The sequence below is a fragment of the Nibrella viscosa genome (assembly GCF_039541875.1).
Lineage (GTDB): Bacteria > Bacteroidota > Bacteroidia > Cytophagales > Spirosomataceae > Nibrella > Nibrella viscosa.
On record NZ_BAABHB010000001.1, the window covers coordinates 647,866 to 663,147 of the forward strand.

The following is a 15,282-nucleotide window of genomic DNA, read 5'->3' on the forward strand; positions in this document are numbered from 1 at the left end:
GACGTTTACACCGCTACGGGCGCTTTGATAGCCGGCCATGGATTGTAGTTCTCCAGGGTGAAGTCCTCGTACACGAAGTCGAAAATGGATTTTACATTCGGGTTGAGCCGCATGGTTGGCAGGGGCCGGAGTTCGCGGGAGAGCTGGAGTTCGACCTGCTCCAGGTGGTTCAGGTACAGGTGCGTGTCGCCCCCCGTCCAGATAAATTCGTGCGCTTCATAGCCGCACTCCTGCGCCACCATCATCGTCAGCAAGGCATAGGACGCAATATTGAACGGTACCCCCAGAAACACATCGGCGCTGCGCTGGTACAACTGGCAGGATAGCTTACCGTCAGCCACGTAGAACTGGAAAAGGGCATGACATGGTGGTAAAGCCATATTGGGTACGTCGGCGGGGTTCCAGGCCGAGACCAGTATCCGGCGTGAGTCCGGTCGGTTTTTCAACTGATTCAGGACATCCTGCAACTGATCGATGATGCGGCCGTCGGGAGCCTGCCAGCTTCGCCACTGGCGACCGTATACCGGACCCAGGTCGCCGTTGGCGTCGGCCCACTCGTCCCATATGCTGACACCGTTGTCCTTCAGGTATTTAATATTGGTATCCCCTTTGATAAACCACAGCAGCTCGTGAATGATCGATTTGGTATGCACCTTTTTGGTGGTCACCAGCGGAAAACCGTCCTGGAGGTTAAAGCGCATCTGGTAGCCGAAGACGCTGATGGTACCGGTGCCGGTGCGGTCGGTTTTGCGGGTGCCGGTAGTCAGAATATGGCGGAGCAGGTCGTGGTATTGCTGCATTAGTAGTCTATAGTCAGTAGTCGTTAGGGGAGCCCTCAGCAAAGGCGTGGGTAAAAATAAGAAAAGCCCACCTGGCTTTTGCGGGTGGGCTCGATAAAATTTGGTGCCGGTTGACTACTCGATTGTAAATGAGTAATCAATGTGCGCGGTGGGGCGGAGCTGGGCCGTGGCGGAGCAGTATTTGTCCATGGACAGATCAATGGCCCGGCGGACCTTTTCGGGGTCGAGGTTGCCCTTCAGAAAATAATGCAGGTGGATTTTACGAAAAGGGGCGGGCGTTGCGTTCTTTTCCCGGAGGCCTTCCACCGAAATCCGGAAGTCTTCGATCACCTGTCGTTGTTTTTGCAGCACCAGCACGACATCAATGGCGCTGCAGCCGGCCAGCCCCATCAGCAGCATTTCCATGGGGCGGGCACCCGCGTTGTGGCCGCCAATATCGGTCGAACCGTCAATGTCGAGCTTTACTCCGGCTACGCCGGTAGCTTCAAAATGGAAGGCATCATCAACGCGAACCAGTTCCACTTTCATGGTGTTCATGAGCGGAGCCGACTCAACTGTTTGGGAATCAAGCATGGTCTATTTTGTAATTGTAGTTAAATAGGTTTACATTCACCGTTTAAAACCGGATTCGTATGTCTGAGAAATTTTCCGACAGCCTGTTCGATATAAAAAATGACCGACGGCTGAGTGTTTATCTGTACCGGACCGGATTCGGATTCTGGCTGCTGTACATTGTATCCGGTGCCAAGTTTATGCACTCGTTTACCGCCTACCGTACTGATTTTGGCATCTTCTCCTTCTTTCTGATGGTCATGGGCCTGTCAGCAGCGATGGTATATGACTACCACCACCATCCGGCCGAGTTTGAGCAGAAAAAAAAGTGGCTGATCGTCAGCTACATGGTACTGGCTGGCCTTATTTACTTTTTTATTCTCCGCACCCAACCGTTGTCTCTTGAACAATTTATCGGGGCCAATCCGTTCTGAAACCTCCCGGCAAATTCTGACTTGAAGGTCGGTTATAACTAGCTTATCAGGCAAGGTGCTGATTACAAGCGCCTAACCTGTCCCGAAAATCCAAATCTTATTTCAGTACTTTCGTAATCTCGTTCAGCCGTTCCAGCTTCTCCTGAAAATCGCCTTTTAATTTGTTACGGATGGCGGTCAGGTTATCCAGGGTCTCCTGTAGGCTATCGGGCAGCATTTCTTCCAGCACTTCGCGGAACCGCTTGGCAAAGGTGGGCGACTTGCCGTTGGTCGAGATCGCTATCTTCAGATCTCCCTTCTTTACAACAGAACTCAGGTAAAAATCGCACAGGTCCGGCGTATCGGCTACGTTCACCAGAATCTTCAGGCTCTTGCAGTCCTGCTGCACCTGTCGGTTTACGGCCTTATCGTTGGTTCCGACAATTACCAGGTCTTTATCGGTCAAATGGTTGGGCTGGTAGATTTCCCGGAGCAGGGTAAGACCGGGGTACCGATGGGTCAACTCCTCAATTTCTGTCCGGATCTCGGGCGCGACCAGGGTAATGCGGGCGGCAGGGCTGTTACCGAGCAGAGCCGTGACTTTCTCCAGCCCAACGTATCCACCGCCAACAACCAGGGTGTGAAGATTCTCTATTTTGACAAAAATGGGGAAAAGCGTGTTCATAGCAGCTCCTGACAGACTGACAAAAGTAGGGATTATTGGCCTAAAAGACGAAAGGCCACCTCCGGAGAGGTAGCCTTTGCTGTTGATGAAGATTGTTTATCAGTAGCCGGCCGGCTTAGAAACGCAGACCAACGTTGAAACCAAACATCCGGCGCTTCAGGTCAGAACCCCGGTCGAAGATACGGGCCAGACCATGGTTATAGAAAGCATCCAGCGTAATGGGACCCAGGTTGATACCGGCACCCAGCAAACCGTTCAGTTGTGTACGGTTTACATCGTCCCAGCCTAAAGCGGCATTCCCTTTACCCTGGCCAATCAGGGCTGATAATTCGGCACCGGCCTGCAAACGCAGCCCGGCCAGACTGCCTACCCGAACACCCACCCAGGCCGGAATAGCCAGGAATTGCTGATCCAGATTGGCACGTACTTCAGAAGAACTTACCGTACCGGCCCGATATACCTGCGAGGTAGTTGTCCGGAATTCAGCACCTAACTGACCAAAGATCGTACCACCGGTGCGGCCGTACAAACCAATCTGGTAACCATACTTAGCTTCGTAGGTCAGGTTAGCACCAGAGCCAACAAAGTTTGACCGGTTGATACCAGCGTACACACCAAACCGGCCCGGATTATCCAGTGCACGCGTCGCATACGGATCGGCCGACGTAGCTGTCGTGGTAGTCGTTGTGCTATAGGTACTATTGTTCATCGAGCCGGCATCTGTTCCGGTTGAATACGTCCCCGTGTTGGTGTTCGTCGGTGATGTCGAATACGTGCCGGTCTGATTCTGATAGGTTCCCGTGCCGGAAGGCGTGGTCGAATACGTACCAGTACCCGTGCTTGAGTTTGTGTTCATGTTCGTACCCGACTGATTCTGATAGGTTCCTGTACCAGAATTATACGTACCCGTATTTGTGTTCGGATTTGACTGGTTCTGGTATGTACCGGTAGTCGTGTTCGTCGTAGTCGTAGAACTGTTTGTAGTCTGCGCATTCGCGAAGCCGGTGCCCACCAGGCACAAGGCTAAAAAGGTACTTTGAACTTTCATTTTCATAACGTTTTCAGTTGGACAATAAATAATGCGTAAACGAGTTACACACCAATAACTCTACTTTTTTCATTTTGTTTGGTGTTGCTTCATTTGTTTGTAGTAATTGATTAATCCGTTGGTCGAACTATCGTGACTGGTAACAGGCTCATCGGTTTGCAGTTCCGGCAGGATCTGGTTGGCCAGTTGTTTTCCTAATTCAACGCCCCACTGGTCAAAACTAAAGATGTTCCAGATTACGCCCTGCGTAAAGATCTTGTGTTCGTACAGGGCAATCAGGCTGCCCAGCGTTCGGGGGGTTATCCGGTTTACCAGAATGGAGTTGGTGGGCCGATTGCCCGAAAAAACCTTGAAGGGCGTCAGAAAACGAATTTCTTCCTCGCTTTTTCCTGCTTTGCGCAGTTCAGCCTGGGCTTCTTCGTAGGTCTTGCCGTTCATCAGCGCTTCGGTCTGCGCAAAGAAGTTGGACAGCAGCAACTGGTGGTGATTACCGATAGGCCGCTGGCTGTTGGCAGGAGCGATAAAGTCGCAGGGGATCAGCTTGGTACCCTGGTGGATGAGCTGGTAAAAAGCATGCTGTCCGTTGGTGCCCGGTTCACCCCAGACGATAGGTCCCGTTTGATAGATAACGGGTTCGCCGTTGCGGTCTGTCGATTTGCCGTTGCTCTCCATATCGCCCTGCTGGAAGTAGGCGGCAAAGCGGTGCAGGTACTGGTCGTAGGGCAGAATAGCCTGGGTTTCGGCACCAAAGAAGTTGTTGTACCAGATGCCCAGCACCGCCAGAATCACCGGTAGGTTCTGCTCCAGCGGGGTGTTCCGGAAATGCTGATCCATGTCGTGCCCGCCGGCCAGCAACTCTTCAAAATTCTCGAAGCCAATATAGCAGGCAATTGACAGCCCGATAGCCGACCAGAGCGAATACCGGCCACCGACCCAGTCCCAGAACCCAAACATATTGGCCGGGTCAATGCCGAACGTCTCTACGGCCGCCCGGTTTGTCGAAATAGCCACGAAATGCTTCGCCACGGCCGATTCGTCGCCGGCCTGGTCCAGAAACCACTGCCTGGCCGTATGAGCGTTGGCCATTGTTTCCTGGGTGGTAAAGGTCTTGGAGGCAATCATGAACAGCGTAGTCTCGGGATTTATCCGCTGCAGCGTTTCGTAGATGTGTACGCCGTCGACATTGGAGACATAATGCACCCGAAGGTTGGGCTTGCCGTAAGGTTTTAGCGCTTCGGTCACCATGACCGGTCCCAAATCCGACCCGCCGATCCCGATATTGACCAGATCGGTGATCGATTTGCCTGTATACCCTTTCCAGTCGCCCGAACCGATGCGGTTGCAGAAGGTTTTCATTTGATCCAGTACTGCGTTTACATCCGGCATTACGTCCTTGCCATCAACTACAATAGGGGTATTGGACCGGTTGCGGAGAGCTATGTGCAGCACCGCCCGGTCTTCGGTGGCGTTGATGCGGTTGCCGCAAAACATATTGTCGATGGCTTCGGGTAATTTAGCCTGCCCGGCGAGTTGGCAGAGGAGCGACAGCGTCTCGGCGGTGATGCGGTTTTTGGAAAAGTCGACCAGCATATCGTTAAACCGAATAGAGAACCGGCTGAAGCGCTCGGGATCATCGGCGAACAGGTCGCGCATGTGCCGGTCTTTGATGGTGTCGGCATGTTGGCGGAGCTGTTCATAGGCGGGGAGGTCGGTAAATCGGAGGTTCGATAGCATGAGGGTAACGGGTTGGTTATAAACAGAGATGGTTCAGTTTGCCGGGCTCGGGTATAAACACGTTGAAATCGACAAAACCCTGAATACCGTTGACATAGCCGTTTTTGTTATGCTGCCAGAAAACGAGTTTTTCAGTATCGTACCGGCTTAGTTGGGTGTTGGAGTAGTCGGCAATCCAGAGCGGATACTTGTCGAAATTTCCGGCAATATAGCGTTTGTAAAAATTTGCGTTGACGTAAATAATGGGCCGGAGGCCGTAATGCGCTTCCACCTGCGTGAGCCAGATGCGTAATCCATCGATCAGTTCTTCCGCCGGCACACCCCGGTCGATCTCAAAATCCAGTACCGGAGCCAGGTCACCCGGCTGTAGTTTTACCTGGCGGATAAAGTTGTCGGCCTGTTTCTTGGGGTCGCGCCGGGGGTGGTAAAAATGGTAGGCGCCCCGCAGCAGGCCGGCGGCTTTAGCCTCGCGCCAGTTACGGGCAAACTGGCGATCGATGTGAGTGGCGCCTTCCGTGGCTTTCATGAAGGCGAACTGAAGCCGGACCCCACCCGCCTGCATCTGACTGACCCGTTTCCAATCAATTTTCCGGTTGTGGTGCGATACATCAATGCCGTGAATACCGTATTTCAGCGGCAACCGGATACCATAGGGTTTAATGTACTGCCACTGCTTATCGTCGCGTCGGCAGCCCCGCCAGACCAGCACCAGCAGGAGCAGCCCCACCCCGAGCCAGATCCAGATTTTATAACGTTGGTAGTATGTACGAAGTAATGCAGATTGATTCATTCAGGCAAGCCGGCCGGACAACGTTTGTCGATTTGTGGATGCCGGTGCCCCAAAATTAGTAAAGCAAAAGAAAACCCTCGTTTAATGCGAGGGTTTTCTAGGGTATCCTTTAAGAACGGGACGCGGCCTAGTCGCTGCCTTCCAGTTTCACCAGTTTGTTATACAGACCCAGGATCAGCAGCGGAGCAGCCCATTGGCCAACCAGCAGACCCTCGGTGCGTTTGCCCTGGGTAAACAGGGTGGCGGCTGTTGCCAGCGTACCCAGTGCCGACCACAGGAAGATGTCGGACGGAAACTTCGCGGTGATGTGTTCAATAGCTTCCGCAACTTTGCCCTCGTCATGCGTAGGGTTCATGTTTTTAACTGCCATAACGTCGATTGTTTTGGTTTTGCATGACTTAACCGTTGAAAAGGGTTTAAGGTTTAACGTTGCTTCGCCGGTTTAACTTCAAACGTTAAACCTCAAACCTCAAACGACTATTTATTCGGCTGCGGAGTGGTGCGCAGGTACGGTTTGATCACGTTGACGCCTTTCGGAAACTTCTGAATAGCATCTTCGGTGCTTACGGCCGGTACCACAATGCAATCGTCGCCTTCCTGCCAGTCGGCCGGGGTGGCTACCTGATAGTTGGCGGTTAGTTGCAGGGAGTCGATCACGCGCAGAATTTCGTAAAAATTGCGGCCGGTCGAGGCCGGATATGTTAGTGTGAGCTTAATTTTTTTGTCCGGCCCGATGATAAATACTGAGCGAACGGTCGCTTTTTCGCTGGCGTTCGGGTGAATCATATCGTACAATTCCGCCACGTTGCGGTCTTGGTCGGCAATGAGCGGGAAGTTAACGGTTGTCTGCTGCGTCTCGTTAATGTCTTTGACCCACTCGGTATGTGAATCGAGTGGATCGACACTCACCGCTATAACCTTAACGCCCCGCTTTTCGAATTCATCTTTCAATTGGGCCGTCCGGCCCAGCTCGGTGGTACAAACCGGCGTAAAATCGGCCGGGTGCGAAAAGATCATGCCCCACGAGTTGCCCAGCCACTCGTGAAAATGAATGGTACCCTCCGTGGTATCGGCCGTAAAATCCGGCGCAATGTCTCCTAAGCGTAACGACATGGTGTTTGGTTGTTTATAAATGGTTAAATCAATTTTTCCTCCACGGCCATCCGCACCAGTTCGGCCGCGTTGCGCACCTGTAGCCGGCGCATCATATTAGCGCGGTGGTTATCAACTGTCCGGACGCTGAGTTGCAGGCGCTCGGCAATTTCACGGCTGCTCATGCCGTCGACCAGGTACTGGAGGATCTCTTTCTCTTTCTTGGAGAGCTTCGATCGCCGGTTACGGTCGGCCCGGTCGCCTTTTTTCAACTGCTGCATGTAGCCGTTGAGAATAATGTTGGCTACCGGCGAGCTGAAATACTTTTCGCCGGCGGCAATAGTGCGGATGGCCTTCACCATTTCCTCGCTTGACGAATCTTTCAGAATGTACCCAAATGCCCCGGCCTCCACTGAACGAAGGATATAATCTTCGTTGTTGTGCATCGACAAAATCAGGACCCGCGTGTTTTTGTACAGGCGGCTGATAACCTGGGTTGTCTGAATGCCGGACATACCGGGCAGGGAAATGTCCATCAGGACCAGGTCGGGTCTGACGGTTTTCAGCTTTTCAAGGGCTTCTTCGCCGTCATTGGCCTCTTCTATTATTTCCAGTCCTTCTGTTTGCCCTAACAGAAGGCGTATACCATCCCGAACAATGGAGTGGTCATCTACGAGCATCAGCTTGATCATACTCATGGTGTGATTGAGGTGAGTGGTTGGGTAAACTTACCTGAACTTTAGTGCCTTTGCCCGGCACGGACACGATTTTAAACTTACCATCCAGTATTTTAACCCGTTCATTCATGTTATGAATGCCCTGTCCGTGGGGTTGTCGGAGCCGCTGGGGTCTAAAGCCGTGCCCGTTGTCACTGATAATCAAATGCAGGTAATTATCTTTTGCAAATAACTCGATAACGATGCGGGTCGGTTTTGCGTGCCGGACCGCATTGCTGAGCGCTTCCTGCGTTACACGGTACAGCATAATCTCCAGGTTTTTTTCGAGCCGTACGGTACTGAAGTTTGTGCAAAAGGCCACTTCAATAGCCGGATTAGCGTCGTGCGTATCCGCCAGCATCTTTAACGCCGGAACAATACCGAAATCGCTGAGAACACTCGGCATCAGGTTGTTGGAGATATGCCGCGCTTCCTGGATCGTCTGGGTAATCAGATTTTTCAGGGTATTGATGTTGTTGACCGGGATGGACTGGCTGTGCAGACTGGCTTCAAGGCCTTCCACCTGCAGTTTGATCGCGGTCAGCATCTGGCCGAGGCCATCGTGCAACTCCCGCGACAACCGTTTCCGTTCTTCTTCCTGACCGGCAATCAGGTAGGACGTTCGGCTTTTTTGTTCGTCAATCTGCTGCTGGTATTGCTGTTTGGTCGCTTCAAACAATTTTTGCCGGGTATCTTTCAGGGATTTGTTCAGGCTCAGCAATTTCCTGTTGGCGGCTGCGGTATTTGTTTCCGCTTCAATAAGCTGCTGAAGGGTCTGGTACAGTTGCTGAACAGCCGGCCGGAAAATAAAGGCTCCAATGCCGGCCAGCACCATCATCGTGAGCATAAAAATATAAAATTCGAAATGCTGAAGGTTCTCCAGTTTATTTCGCAATTCATGGGTGTATTGCTGCACGATGCCGTCCATTTCCTGAAGAAAGGGTTTTTCGTTGGCCAGCAGGATTTCAACATGCCTGAGCGCTTCAGGTGAACTGCCCTCGTTGGGCTCCGTGCGTTTCAGCAAGGCCCGGGTGCTGCTCTGAAAGGCTTCAAAATTCGGACGGATCAGTTCGTACAGCCGCTGTACGGTATCACTGTTCGGCACATAGATGTTGCGGTCCTGGATTTTACCTTCCCGCCCCTCCAGGTGGCAACGCTCAAAAAGGACAAAAATGCTGCGTAGCTCAGACAGGTTAGCTTTGTATTCGTCTTTTTTAGCCGGATCGGTCAGTTGGAGCGCTTTATTAACAATTTGCTGGCTCTGGTGACGCTGCAGCGAAGAATACCGGATAATCCACAGTTCGTCCTGGGCACCACCGATCCGCCACTGTGTCAGCACCTGACCAATAGTGAGGAGAATAGCCAGGACAACCAACGTAGAAATATACAGGCGTTGGAACCGAAAGGGAATGTCCTGGCTATTTTTTTTGTTATCGTTTAGGTTGTCTGTCACAATGATTCGACAAGCTGAGCCTGCTACAGTTCAGTAAAATTAACAATTTTTATAAATTTACGTACTTTTACCCTAAGCGAACGAAACAACCATGAAGCGTTTACTCCTTATAGCCGTTTTGTTAGGATTTATCACAACGGGTTTTCGCCCGAATTCTCCGGTCTCTGTAGTGGCGGCCGATCCGGTAAAGTTGTCGTGGGAAATGCTGCGCGACGTAACATTTAAGAAAAAATGGTATCCTGAAGAATCGGTGTATATGCTGTATCCGACGTTTGGTCCGGGTATACAGAAGCTGAATGGGAAGCCGGTGGAACTGACCGGGTACGTGCTGCCGGTCGATCTGGAGTCGAATTTATACGTATTGTCGGCTTTTCCGTATAGCGCCTGCTTTTTCTGCGGTGGGGCCGGTCCGGAATCGGTGGTGGCGCTGAAGTTCAAAAAAAGCGGCCGCAAATTTAAAACCGATGAGCGGCATACGTTCCGTGGCACGCTGAAACTGAACGCCGATAACATCTACGAGCTGAATTATATCTTGGCTGATGCTGAGGTGGCTGAGTAAGCCAGCGCCGAAGATGTAAAAGTTTTTTGGAGCCAGGCTTGTCAAAAATCAACATTTTTACAATCTTTGCACCCGGTTTTGGTTCATTGGTTAAATGGTTTACGAGTTAACCAGTCAGCTAATAAACTATTTAACCAAAAGGGGGTATAGCTCAGTTGGCTAGAGCGCTACAATGGCATTGTAGAGGCCGTCGGTTCGAATCCGACTATCTCCACTCACGAAAGTGGGCTGTCACCAGGCAACTCACTTTTTTTATTTAAATTCTCCGCTTTTATATAGTATTACGCGTATATTGGTCATTTATTTGACACCTCTTAGTACTCGTAATGCATACCGTTTACATCATTTTTAGTCCATCCACAGACCAGTATTATATTGGTCAGGCCCGCGACATGAAAATTGCCATCTGGCAGCACAACGCCAAAGCCAATAAGGTTACCGCCGAGGGTAAACCCTGGGAAGTTCGGTTCACCAAATCCTTTGACACCCGCAACGAAGCGCTAAGCCTGGAAATGCGGCTGAAGGCCAAGAACCGAGAACAACTGGAAGAAATAATTAAAACCAGCTGAATAGACAGCCGCCCCACCCGGCGGCTTTTTTGTTTTTAAATTATGGAACAGCTACTGGAGGTATTTGATGCGGGTAACCAGCCCCTGGGCTACACAAAACCTAAGGCACAAATCGAACAGGATGGCGACTGGCACCGGACCGCGCAGGTATTTGTGGTCAGCGGGCATAACGAACTGCTGGTCAGCCTGCGCCATCCAACAAAAAAAGTGCTGCCTAACTATTGGGATGTATGCGTTGGCGGTCATACTGATCCCGGCGAGATGTATGAGGAAGCCGCGCTACGCGAAACGCAGGAGGAACTCGGCGTTAGGCCCGGAGCCGGTGAACTCCAGTTTGTGGGATATTTCAGGGTAGAAGTGACGGAGAACCAGCTTCTCGACCGCGAACATGCGGCTGTTTACGTCTGGAAAACCTCTTGTGGGCTTAACGATTTTACCATGCAGCCCGACGAAATAGCAGAACTCCGCTATATGTCGATTGAAACGGTTAAACGCGATTTGGCGCGCGACCAGCCTTCTCTGGCGTATACACCGCCCCGGCCAACGTATTATGAAATGCTCTGCAGGGTAGAGAAATTGTTGTCTTAGCAGGCCGGGACGTCAGAACGGCCGGACTGCCTTCACAAACCGACCTTTAAAATAATTGCTGAACAGGTTATCTTCCCGCACACCCCGCGACGAAGACGCATGGATAAACCGGATTTCCAGCTTTCCCTTTACCTCCGTTACAATGCCGGCATGCGATACATAGCCGGCTTTGCTGTGTTCGGGGACAAAGAAAAGCAGATCGCCCGGCCGGATCTGATTGACGTCTACTTCGTACCCAACCTCCGACTGTTGCCACGAGATCCGGGGCATTTCTAAGCCTACCGTCGTAAAGACGCTGCAAAGCAAGCCGGAGCAGTCGATACCATCGCGGGTGTTGCCTCCACTGCGGTACGGCGTGCCGGTGTAGGTGCGGGCTATCCGAATGATTTCGCCGGCATATTGCCGCTGGTAGGTCTGGGTGTCGACCGTTTTATATTTTGAGCGGCCAGCAGTAGTTGGCCGGCCGGTAGTCGTAGAGGTAGTTGGGGTAGTGCGGAAGATTTCGCAGGAGGTCAGCAACAAACTGAATAGAAGCAGGAAAAGTGATACGGGACGGCAGGAGCTTGTGACGAAAAAAACAGTCATATACAGTTGAGTTTGGGTTACGGCACGGGCTACAGCCGTTACCAACGGCTGTAGCCCGAATGCAACCTATCAAATTTTCATGGTTAAGGCAATGCGTTTGCGCTGCAAATCAACCTCAAGCACCTTTACTTTTACTTTCTGGTGTACGCTCACCACCTGACGCGGGTCCGATACGTATTGGTGCGACAACTGCGAGACATGCACCAGGCCATCCTGCTTCACCCCAATGTCCACAAAAGCCCCGAAGGCGGTGATATTGGTCACCACGCCCGGCAGCATCATACCCTCGTGCAGGTCGTCGATGCTACGGACGCGCTCGTCGTACTCGAAGACCGATAGCTGCTCACGCGGATCGCGGCCGGGTTTTTCAAGTTCGGCCAGAATGTCGCGCAGGGTAGGTAAGCCTACCGTATCGGTAACGTACTTTTCGGGCTTAATCTGTTTGCGCAGCTCCGGTTTTTTTATCAGGTCGATTACCGTACTGCCGGCGTCTTTGGCCATCCTTTCGACTATGCCATAGCTTTCAGGGTGAACGGCGCTGTTATCCAGCGGATTTCTGGCCCCGTCGATGCGCAGAAAACCAGCCGACTGCTCAAAGGCTTTCGGACCAAGACGGGGCACTTTCTTCAACTGCTCCCGCGAGATAAACGCCCCATTAGCGGCCCGATACTCCACAATGTTTTTGGCCAGTTGCGGGCCCAGGCCCGATACATACTGCAGCAAGTGGGCACTGGCCGTATTGAGCGATACGCCCACCTGGTTTACGCAGCTTTCGACCACCCCATCTAAACTGTGTTTAAGGGCATTCTGATCTACATCATGCTGGTACTGCCCAACGCCGATGGATTTTGGGTCGATCTTGACCAGTTCGGCCAGCGGGTCCATCAGCCGGCGACCGATAGAAACGGCCCCGCGCACGGTTACATCCTGCTTCGGGAATTCCTGCCGGGCTACGTCGGAGGCCGAATAAACGGATGCGCCCTGCTCACTAACCATAAACACCGGAATGGTCGTGCCAAAATTTAGACTTTTTATAAAATCTTCGGTTTCGCGCCCGGCCGTGCCGTTGCCGATGGCAATCGCTTCAATCTTGTGCTGCTGCACCAGTTTTTTTACCGTTTCGGTTGCCTGCTGCTTCTGCCCTTCCGACATAAACAGGTGAATGACGGTATCGGCCAGCAGATTGCCCTGAGCGTCGAGGCAGACTACCTTGCAGCCGGTGCGGTAACCGGGGTCGATAGCCAACACGCGCTTCTGACCCATCGGTGGCGACAACAGCAACTGGCGCAGGTTATCGGCAAAGATCCGGATCGCTTCCTGATCGGCTTTCTCTTTCGACAAATTATCAAATTCCGTTTCGATAGACGGCTTCATCAGCCGTTTGTAGCTGTCGCGAATCGCCAGCGCCATCTGTTCTTTGCAGCCGGAGGCTCCGCGCAGAAACTGCCGCTCCAGCCGCTCAATGGCCGCTTCTTCGTCGGGGCTGATGCCGACAGACAGAAAGCCTTCGGTCTCTCCGCGCCGGATGGCCAGCAGCCGGTGGGAGGGAACCCGGCGCAGCGGCTCGGCAAAATCGTAATAATCCTTGAATTTGATGCCTTCCGTTTCCTTCCCTTTTTTGACCACCGACCGGATGATGGCTTCCCGCTCGAACAGCAGCCGGATGCGCTGCCGGGCGTCGGCGTCTTCGTTAATGCGCTCGGCAATAATGTCGCGGGCACCCTGTAGTGCATCGGCAACGGAGGGAACCTGCTCGTTCAGATAACGTTCGGCGGCTCGCTCCGGACTGGCTTCACGCTGGAGGTAGATTAGGTTGGCGAGAGGTTCCAGTCCGCGTTCGATAGCGATGGTGGCGCGGGTTTTGCGCTTCGGTTTGTAGGGCAGATACAGGTCTTCGAGGTCGGTCATGGAGCCGGCAGCCTCGATTTTCTGACGCAGTTCCGGGCTTAGTTTGCCCTGCTCATCAATGGATTTCAGGATAGCCTCCCGGCGTTTGTCGAGTTCCTGTAGTTTCTGGTAGGTGTCTTTAATGGCCGCAATCTGCACCTCATCGAGGTGGGCGCGGTCCGCCGATGCGGTAGCTTCTTTCCGATAGCGGGCAATAAAGGGAACGGTAGCCCCGCCGTCGAGCAGGGCAATGGTGTTGGCGACCTGCCGGCTGTTGAGGCCGAGCGCAGTCGCTACGCGTTGTTCAATGGGTTGAATCATGCAATCGGTTCATGGATTGAAACCGCAAAAAAAGACGCCAGCGGTATCGGTCACAAGCAGGAAGGCAGATTTATATTGAGGTGGTCCACCCGGCCCTAACCTGTCCGGCTGACTTACAGGGGTATAGCTTCTTCCCGGTTTGTTGGCTGGGGGCTATACCGGGCAATGATATTGAGCGCCGGTCCGGTTATAAGCGTGGTGATCAGCGCCATAAGTACCATCATGGCAAAGAGCGTAGGCGATATGATACCGAGGTCGTAGCCAATGTTGAGGACCACTAACTCCATAAAGCCACGGGCATTCATCAGCACACCGAGCTGGAGGGAAAATGGCCAGCCATAGCGGGAGTACCGGGCTGCCAGGGCACAGCCGCCCAGTTTGCCGGCTATTGCCACCAGAATAATCAGCGCCGTAACGAGCCAAAGCTGCGGAGTATCCAGCAGGTTGATCTTTGTTTTCAGACCGGTCAGCACAAAGAAGAGTGGCAGCAGGATAAGCCGGCTTATATCGTTGATCCGTTCGGCAATATTGGTCCGGAGGTGCGTATTCGGAGGCATAATGACGCCTGCCACAAAGGCACCGAAAAGGGCGTGAACCCCAATGATTTCGGTGGCGTAGCAGGAAAGCAGCAGCAGCAAAAACGTAACGACCAGGGAAACGCTTTGGGGGCTATGATCGTCGGCATACTGCCTAAACACCCACCGCAACAGGGGGCGACCACCCAGAAACATAGCCAGCAAATACAGCACCAGCAGGAGTAAGGAAACCAGCAGCCCTGCCAGGGCTTTGGCTTTCGCAATGGCGACTACCGCCCCCAGGACACACCAGGCTGTGAGATCATTGAAAGCGGCACAGAGGAGAGCCAGGCTACCGATAACCGTGCGGGTGAGTTGCCGCTCGTGCAGGATTTTGGCCAGTACCGGGAAGGCCGTTATGCTCATGGCCGTTCCCATAAACAAGGCAAAGGTAGTGGCGGTGGTACCGGAAGGGGCATAGGTGCCATAGAGAGGATACGCCAGCAGCATACCGAAGCCGAAGGGAACAAGTATGCTCGCGTAGCTGATGACCAGGGCCGGATAAGCCATTTTTCGGATCTGGTTTACATCCAGCTCCAGGCCGATGATAAACATAAACAGAATGAGTCCGATCTGGCTGAGCGACTGCAGGCCAGGCAGCGAAGAGGCCGGGAACAGAAATCGGGAAATGCCCGGTGCTACCAGGCCCAGCACCGACGGCCCCAGCAGGATACCGGCAATGATTTCGCCAATGACAAGTGGCTGCCGGATTTTTTTAAGGAGAAGACCGACCAGTTGGGCCAGAGCCATAATAACGGCAATCTGGAGAAACAACTTCGCCGAAGGATTCTCCAGATTGTTCAGTAGTTCATTGAACACCATAGTCAGGGAGCAGCTTTTGCGCACGAAAAGATACCGGAAAAGCGCGAAAAAGCAGGCCACCTGCCTGCTTTTTTCCTTTTATCCGTTTCTCAG

Annotated in this window: 17 protein-coding genes and 1 tRNA gene; 5 read left to right on the forward strand and 13 right to left on the reverse strand. The window is 52.7% G+C overall.

Going from position 1 to position 15,282, the window contains the following annotated elements; translation table 11 throughout:
• Positions 1–5: 5 nt before the first annotated feature.
• Together ABD931_RS02805 and ABD931_RS02810 are read right to left on the reverse strand one after the other, a co-directional pair.
• Positions 6–800: a thymidylate synthase gene (locus ABD931_RS02805; RefSeq protein ID WP_345263721.1), complete on the reverse strand. Its 795-nt coding sequence runs from the start codon at positions 798–800 to the stop codon at positions 6–8.
• Between the two features lie 114 nt (positions 801–914).
• Positions 915–1,373, reverse strand: a complete 459-nt coding sequence (locus tag ABD931_RS02810; protein WP_345263723.1) for an OsmC family protein — start codon at positions 1,371–1,373, stop codon at positions 915–917.
• Between the two features lie 59 nt (positions 1,374–1,432).
• Between ABD931_RS02810 and ABD931_RS02815 the strand changes: the two genes are divergently transcribed.
• Positions 1,433–1,786: a hypothetical protein gene (locus ABD931_RS02815; RefSeq protein ID WP_345263725.1), complete on the forward strand. Its 354-nt coding sequence runs from the start codon at positions 1,433–1,435 to the stop codon at positions 1,784–1,786.
• 97 nt (positions 1,787–1,883) lie between these two features.
• Here ABD931_RS02815 and ABD931_RS02820 read toward each other — a convergent pair whose 3' ends face one another.
• The 8 genes from ABD931_RS02820 to ABD931_RS02855 all read right to left on the reverse strand — a co-directional run bounded on the left by ABD931_RS02820 (position 1,884) and on the right by ABD931_RS02855 (position 9,283).
• Positions 1,884–2,450, reverse strand: a complete 567-nt coding sequence (locus ABD931_RS02820) for a precorrin-2 dehydrogenase/sirohydrochlorin ferrochelatase family protein (RefSeq protein ID WP_345263727.1) — start codon at positions 2,448–2,450, stop codon at positions 1,884–1,886.
• Between the two features lie 115 nt (positions 2,451–2,565).
• Positions 2,566–3,504, reverse strand: a complete 939-nt coding sequence (locus ABD931_RS02825) for a porin family protein (RefSeq protein WP_345263729.1) — start codon at positions 3,502–3,504, stop codon at positions 2,566–2,568.
• A gap of 63 nt (positions 3,505–3,567) precedes the next feature.
• Positions 3,568–5,232 (reverse strand): glucose-6-phosphate isomerase, encoded by a 1,665-nt coding sequence (gene pgi / locus ABD931_RS02830; protein ID WP_345263731.1) that lies wholly within the window; start codon positions 5,230–5,232, stop codon positions 3,568–3,570.
• 16 nt (positions 5,233–5,248) lie between these two features.
• Positions 5,249–6,022, reverse strand: coding sequence for a glycoside hydrolase family 25 protein (locus tag ABD931_RS02835; RefSeq protein ID WP_345263733.1), 774 nt, complete (start codon positions 6,020–6,022; stop codon positions 5,249–5,251).
• 127 nt (positions 6,023–6,149) lie between these two features.
• Positions 6,150–6,392, reverse strand: coding sequence for a hypothetical protein (locus tag ABD931_RS02840; protein WP_345263735.1), 243 nt, complete (start codon positions 6,390–6,392; stop codon positions 6,150–6,152).
• Between the two features lie 107 nt (positions 6,393–6,499).
• Entirely contained in the window at positions 6,500–7,135 is a 636-nt protein-coding gene (locus ABD931_RS02845; RefSeq protein WP_345263737.1) for a peroxiredoxin, read from the reverse strand.
• A 23-nt stretch (positions 7,136–7,158) separates the two neighbouring features.
• Positions 7,159–7,812, reverse strand: a complete 654-nt coding sequence (locus ABD931_RS02850; protein ID WP_502258369.1) for a response regulator transcription factor — start codon at positions 7,810–7,812, stop codon at positions 7,159–7,161.
• Positions 7,781–9,283: a sensor histidine kinase gene (locus ABD931_RS02855; RefSeq protein ID WP_345263739.1), complete on the reverse strand. Its 1,503-nt coding sequence runs from the start codon at positions 9,281–9,283 to the stop codon at positions 7,781–7,783. Before ABD931_RS02855 ends, ABD931_RS02850 begins: the two co-directional genes overlap by 32 nt.
• 91 nt (positions 9,284–9,374) lie before the next feature.
• On the opposite strand from ABD931_RS02855, the gene ABD931_RS02860 reads away from it, so the two are divergent.
• From ABD931_RS02860 to ABD931_RS02875, 4 genes are all read left to right on the forward strand, one after another.
• Positions 9,375–9,842, forward strand: a complete 468-nt coding sequence (locus tag ABD931_RS02860; RefSeq protein WP_345263741.1) for a DUF3299 domain-containing protein — start codon at positions 9,375–9,377, stop codon at positions 9,840–9,842.
• Between the two features lie 140 nt (positions 9,843–9,982).
• Positions 9,983–10,056 (forward strand) — tRNA-Ala (locus tag ABD931_RS02865).
• 112 nt (positions 10,057–10,168) lie between these two features.
• Positions 10,169–10,411 carry a GIY-YIG nuclease family protein gene (locus ABD931_RS02870; protein ID WP_345263743.1) on the forward strand — a complete coding sequence of 81 codons (243 nt, stop codon included), beginning with the start codon at positions 10,169–10,171 and terminating at the stop codon, positions 10,409–10,411.
• Between the two features lie 42 nt (positions 10,412–10,453).
• Complete coding sequence (locus ABD931_RS02875; RefSeq protein ID WP_345263745.1) at positions 10,454–10,999, forward strand: NUDIX hydrolase; 546 nt, start codon at positions 10,454–10,456, stop codon at positions 10,997–10,999.
• A 12-nt stretch (positions 11,000–11,011) separates the two neighbouring features.
• Here ABD931_RS02875 and ABD931_RS02880 read toward each other — a convergent pair whose 3' ends face one another.
• From ABD931_RS02880 to ABD931_RS02890, 3 genes are all read right to left on the reverse strand, one after another.
• Entirely contained in the window at positions 11,012–11,584 is a 573-nt protein-coding gene (locus ABD931_RS02880) for a C40 family peptidase (RefSeq protein WP_345263747.1), read from the reverse strand.
• Positions 11,585–11,653: 69 nt separating this feature from the next.
• The gene (locus ABD931_RS02885) at positions 11,654–13,792 is read right to left on the reverse strand and encodes a Tex family protein (protein WP_345263749.1); all 2,139 of its coding nucleotides are present in this window, start codon (positions 13,790–13,792) and stop codon (positions 11,654–11,656) included.
• Between the two features lie 113 nt (positions 13,793–13,905).
• Positions 13,906–15,249: a cation:proton antiporter gene (locus ABD931_RS02890; protein ID WP_345263751.1), complete on the reverse strand. Its 1,344-nt coding sequence runs from the start codon at positions 15,247–15,249 to the stop codon at positions 13,906–13,908.
• Positions 15,250–15,282 lie beyond the last annotated feature (33 nt).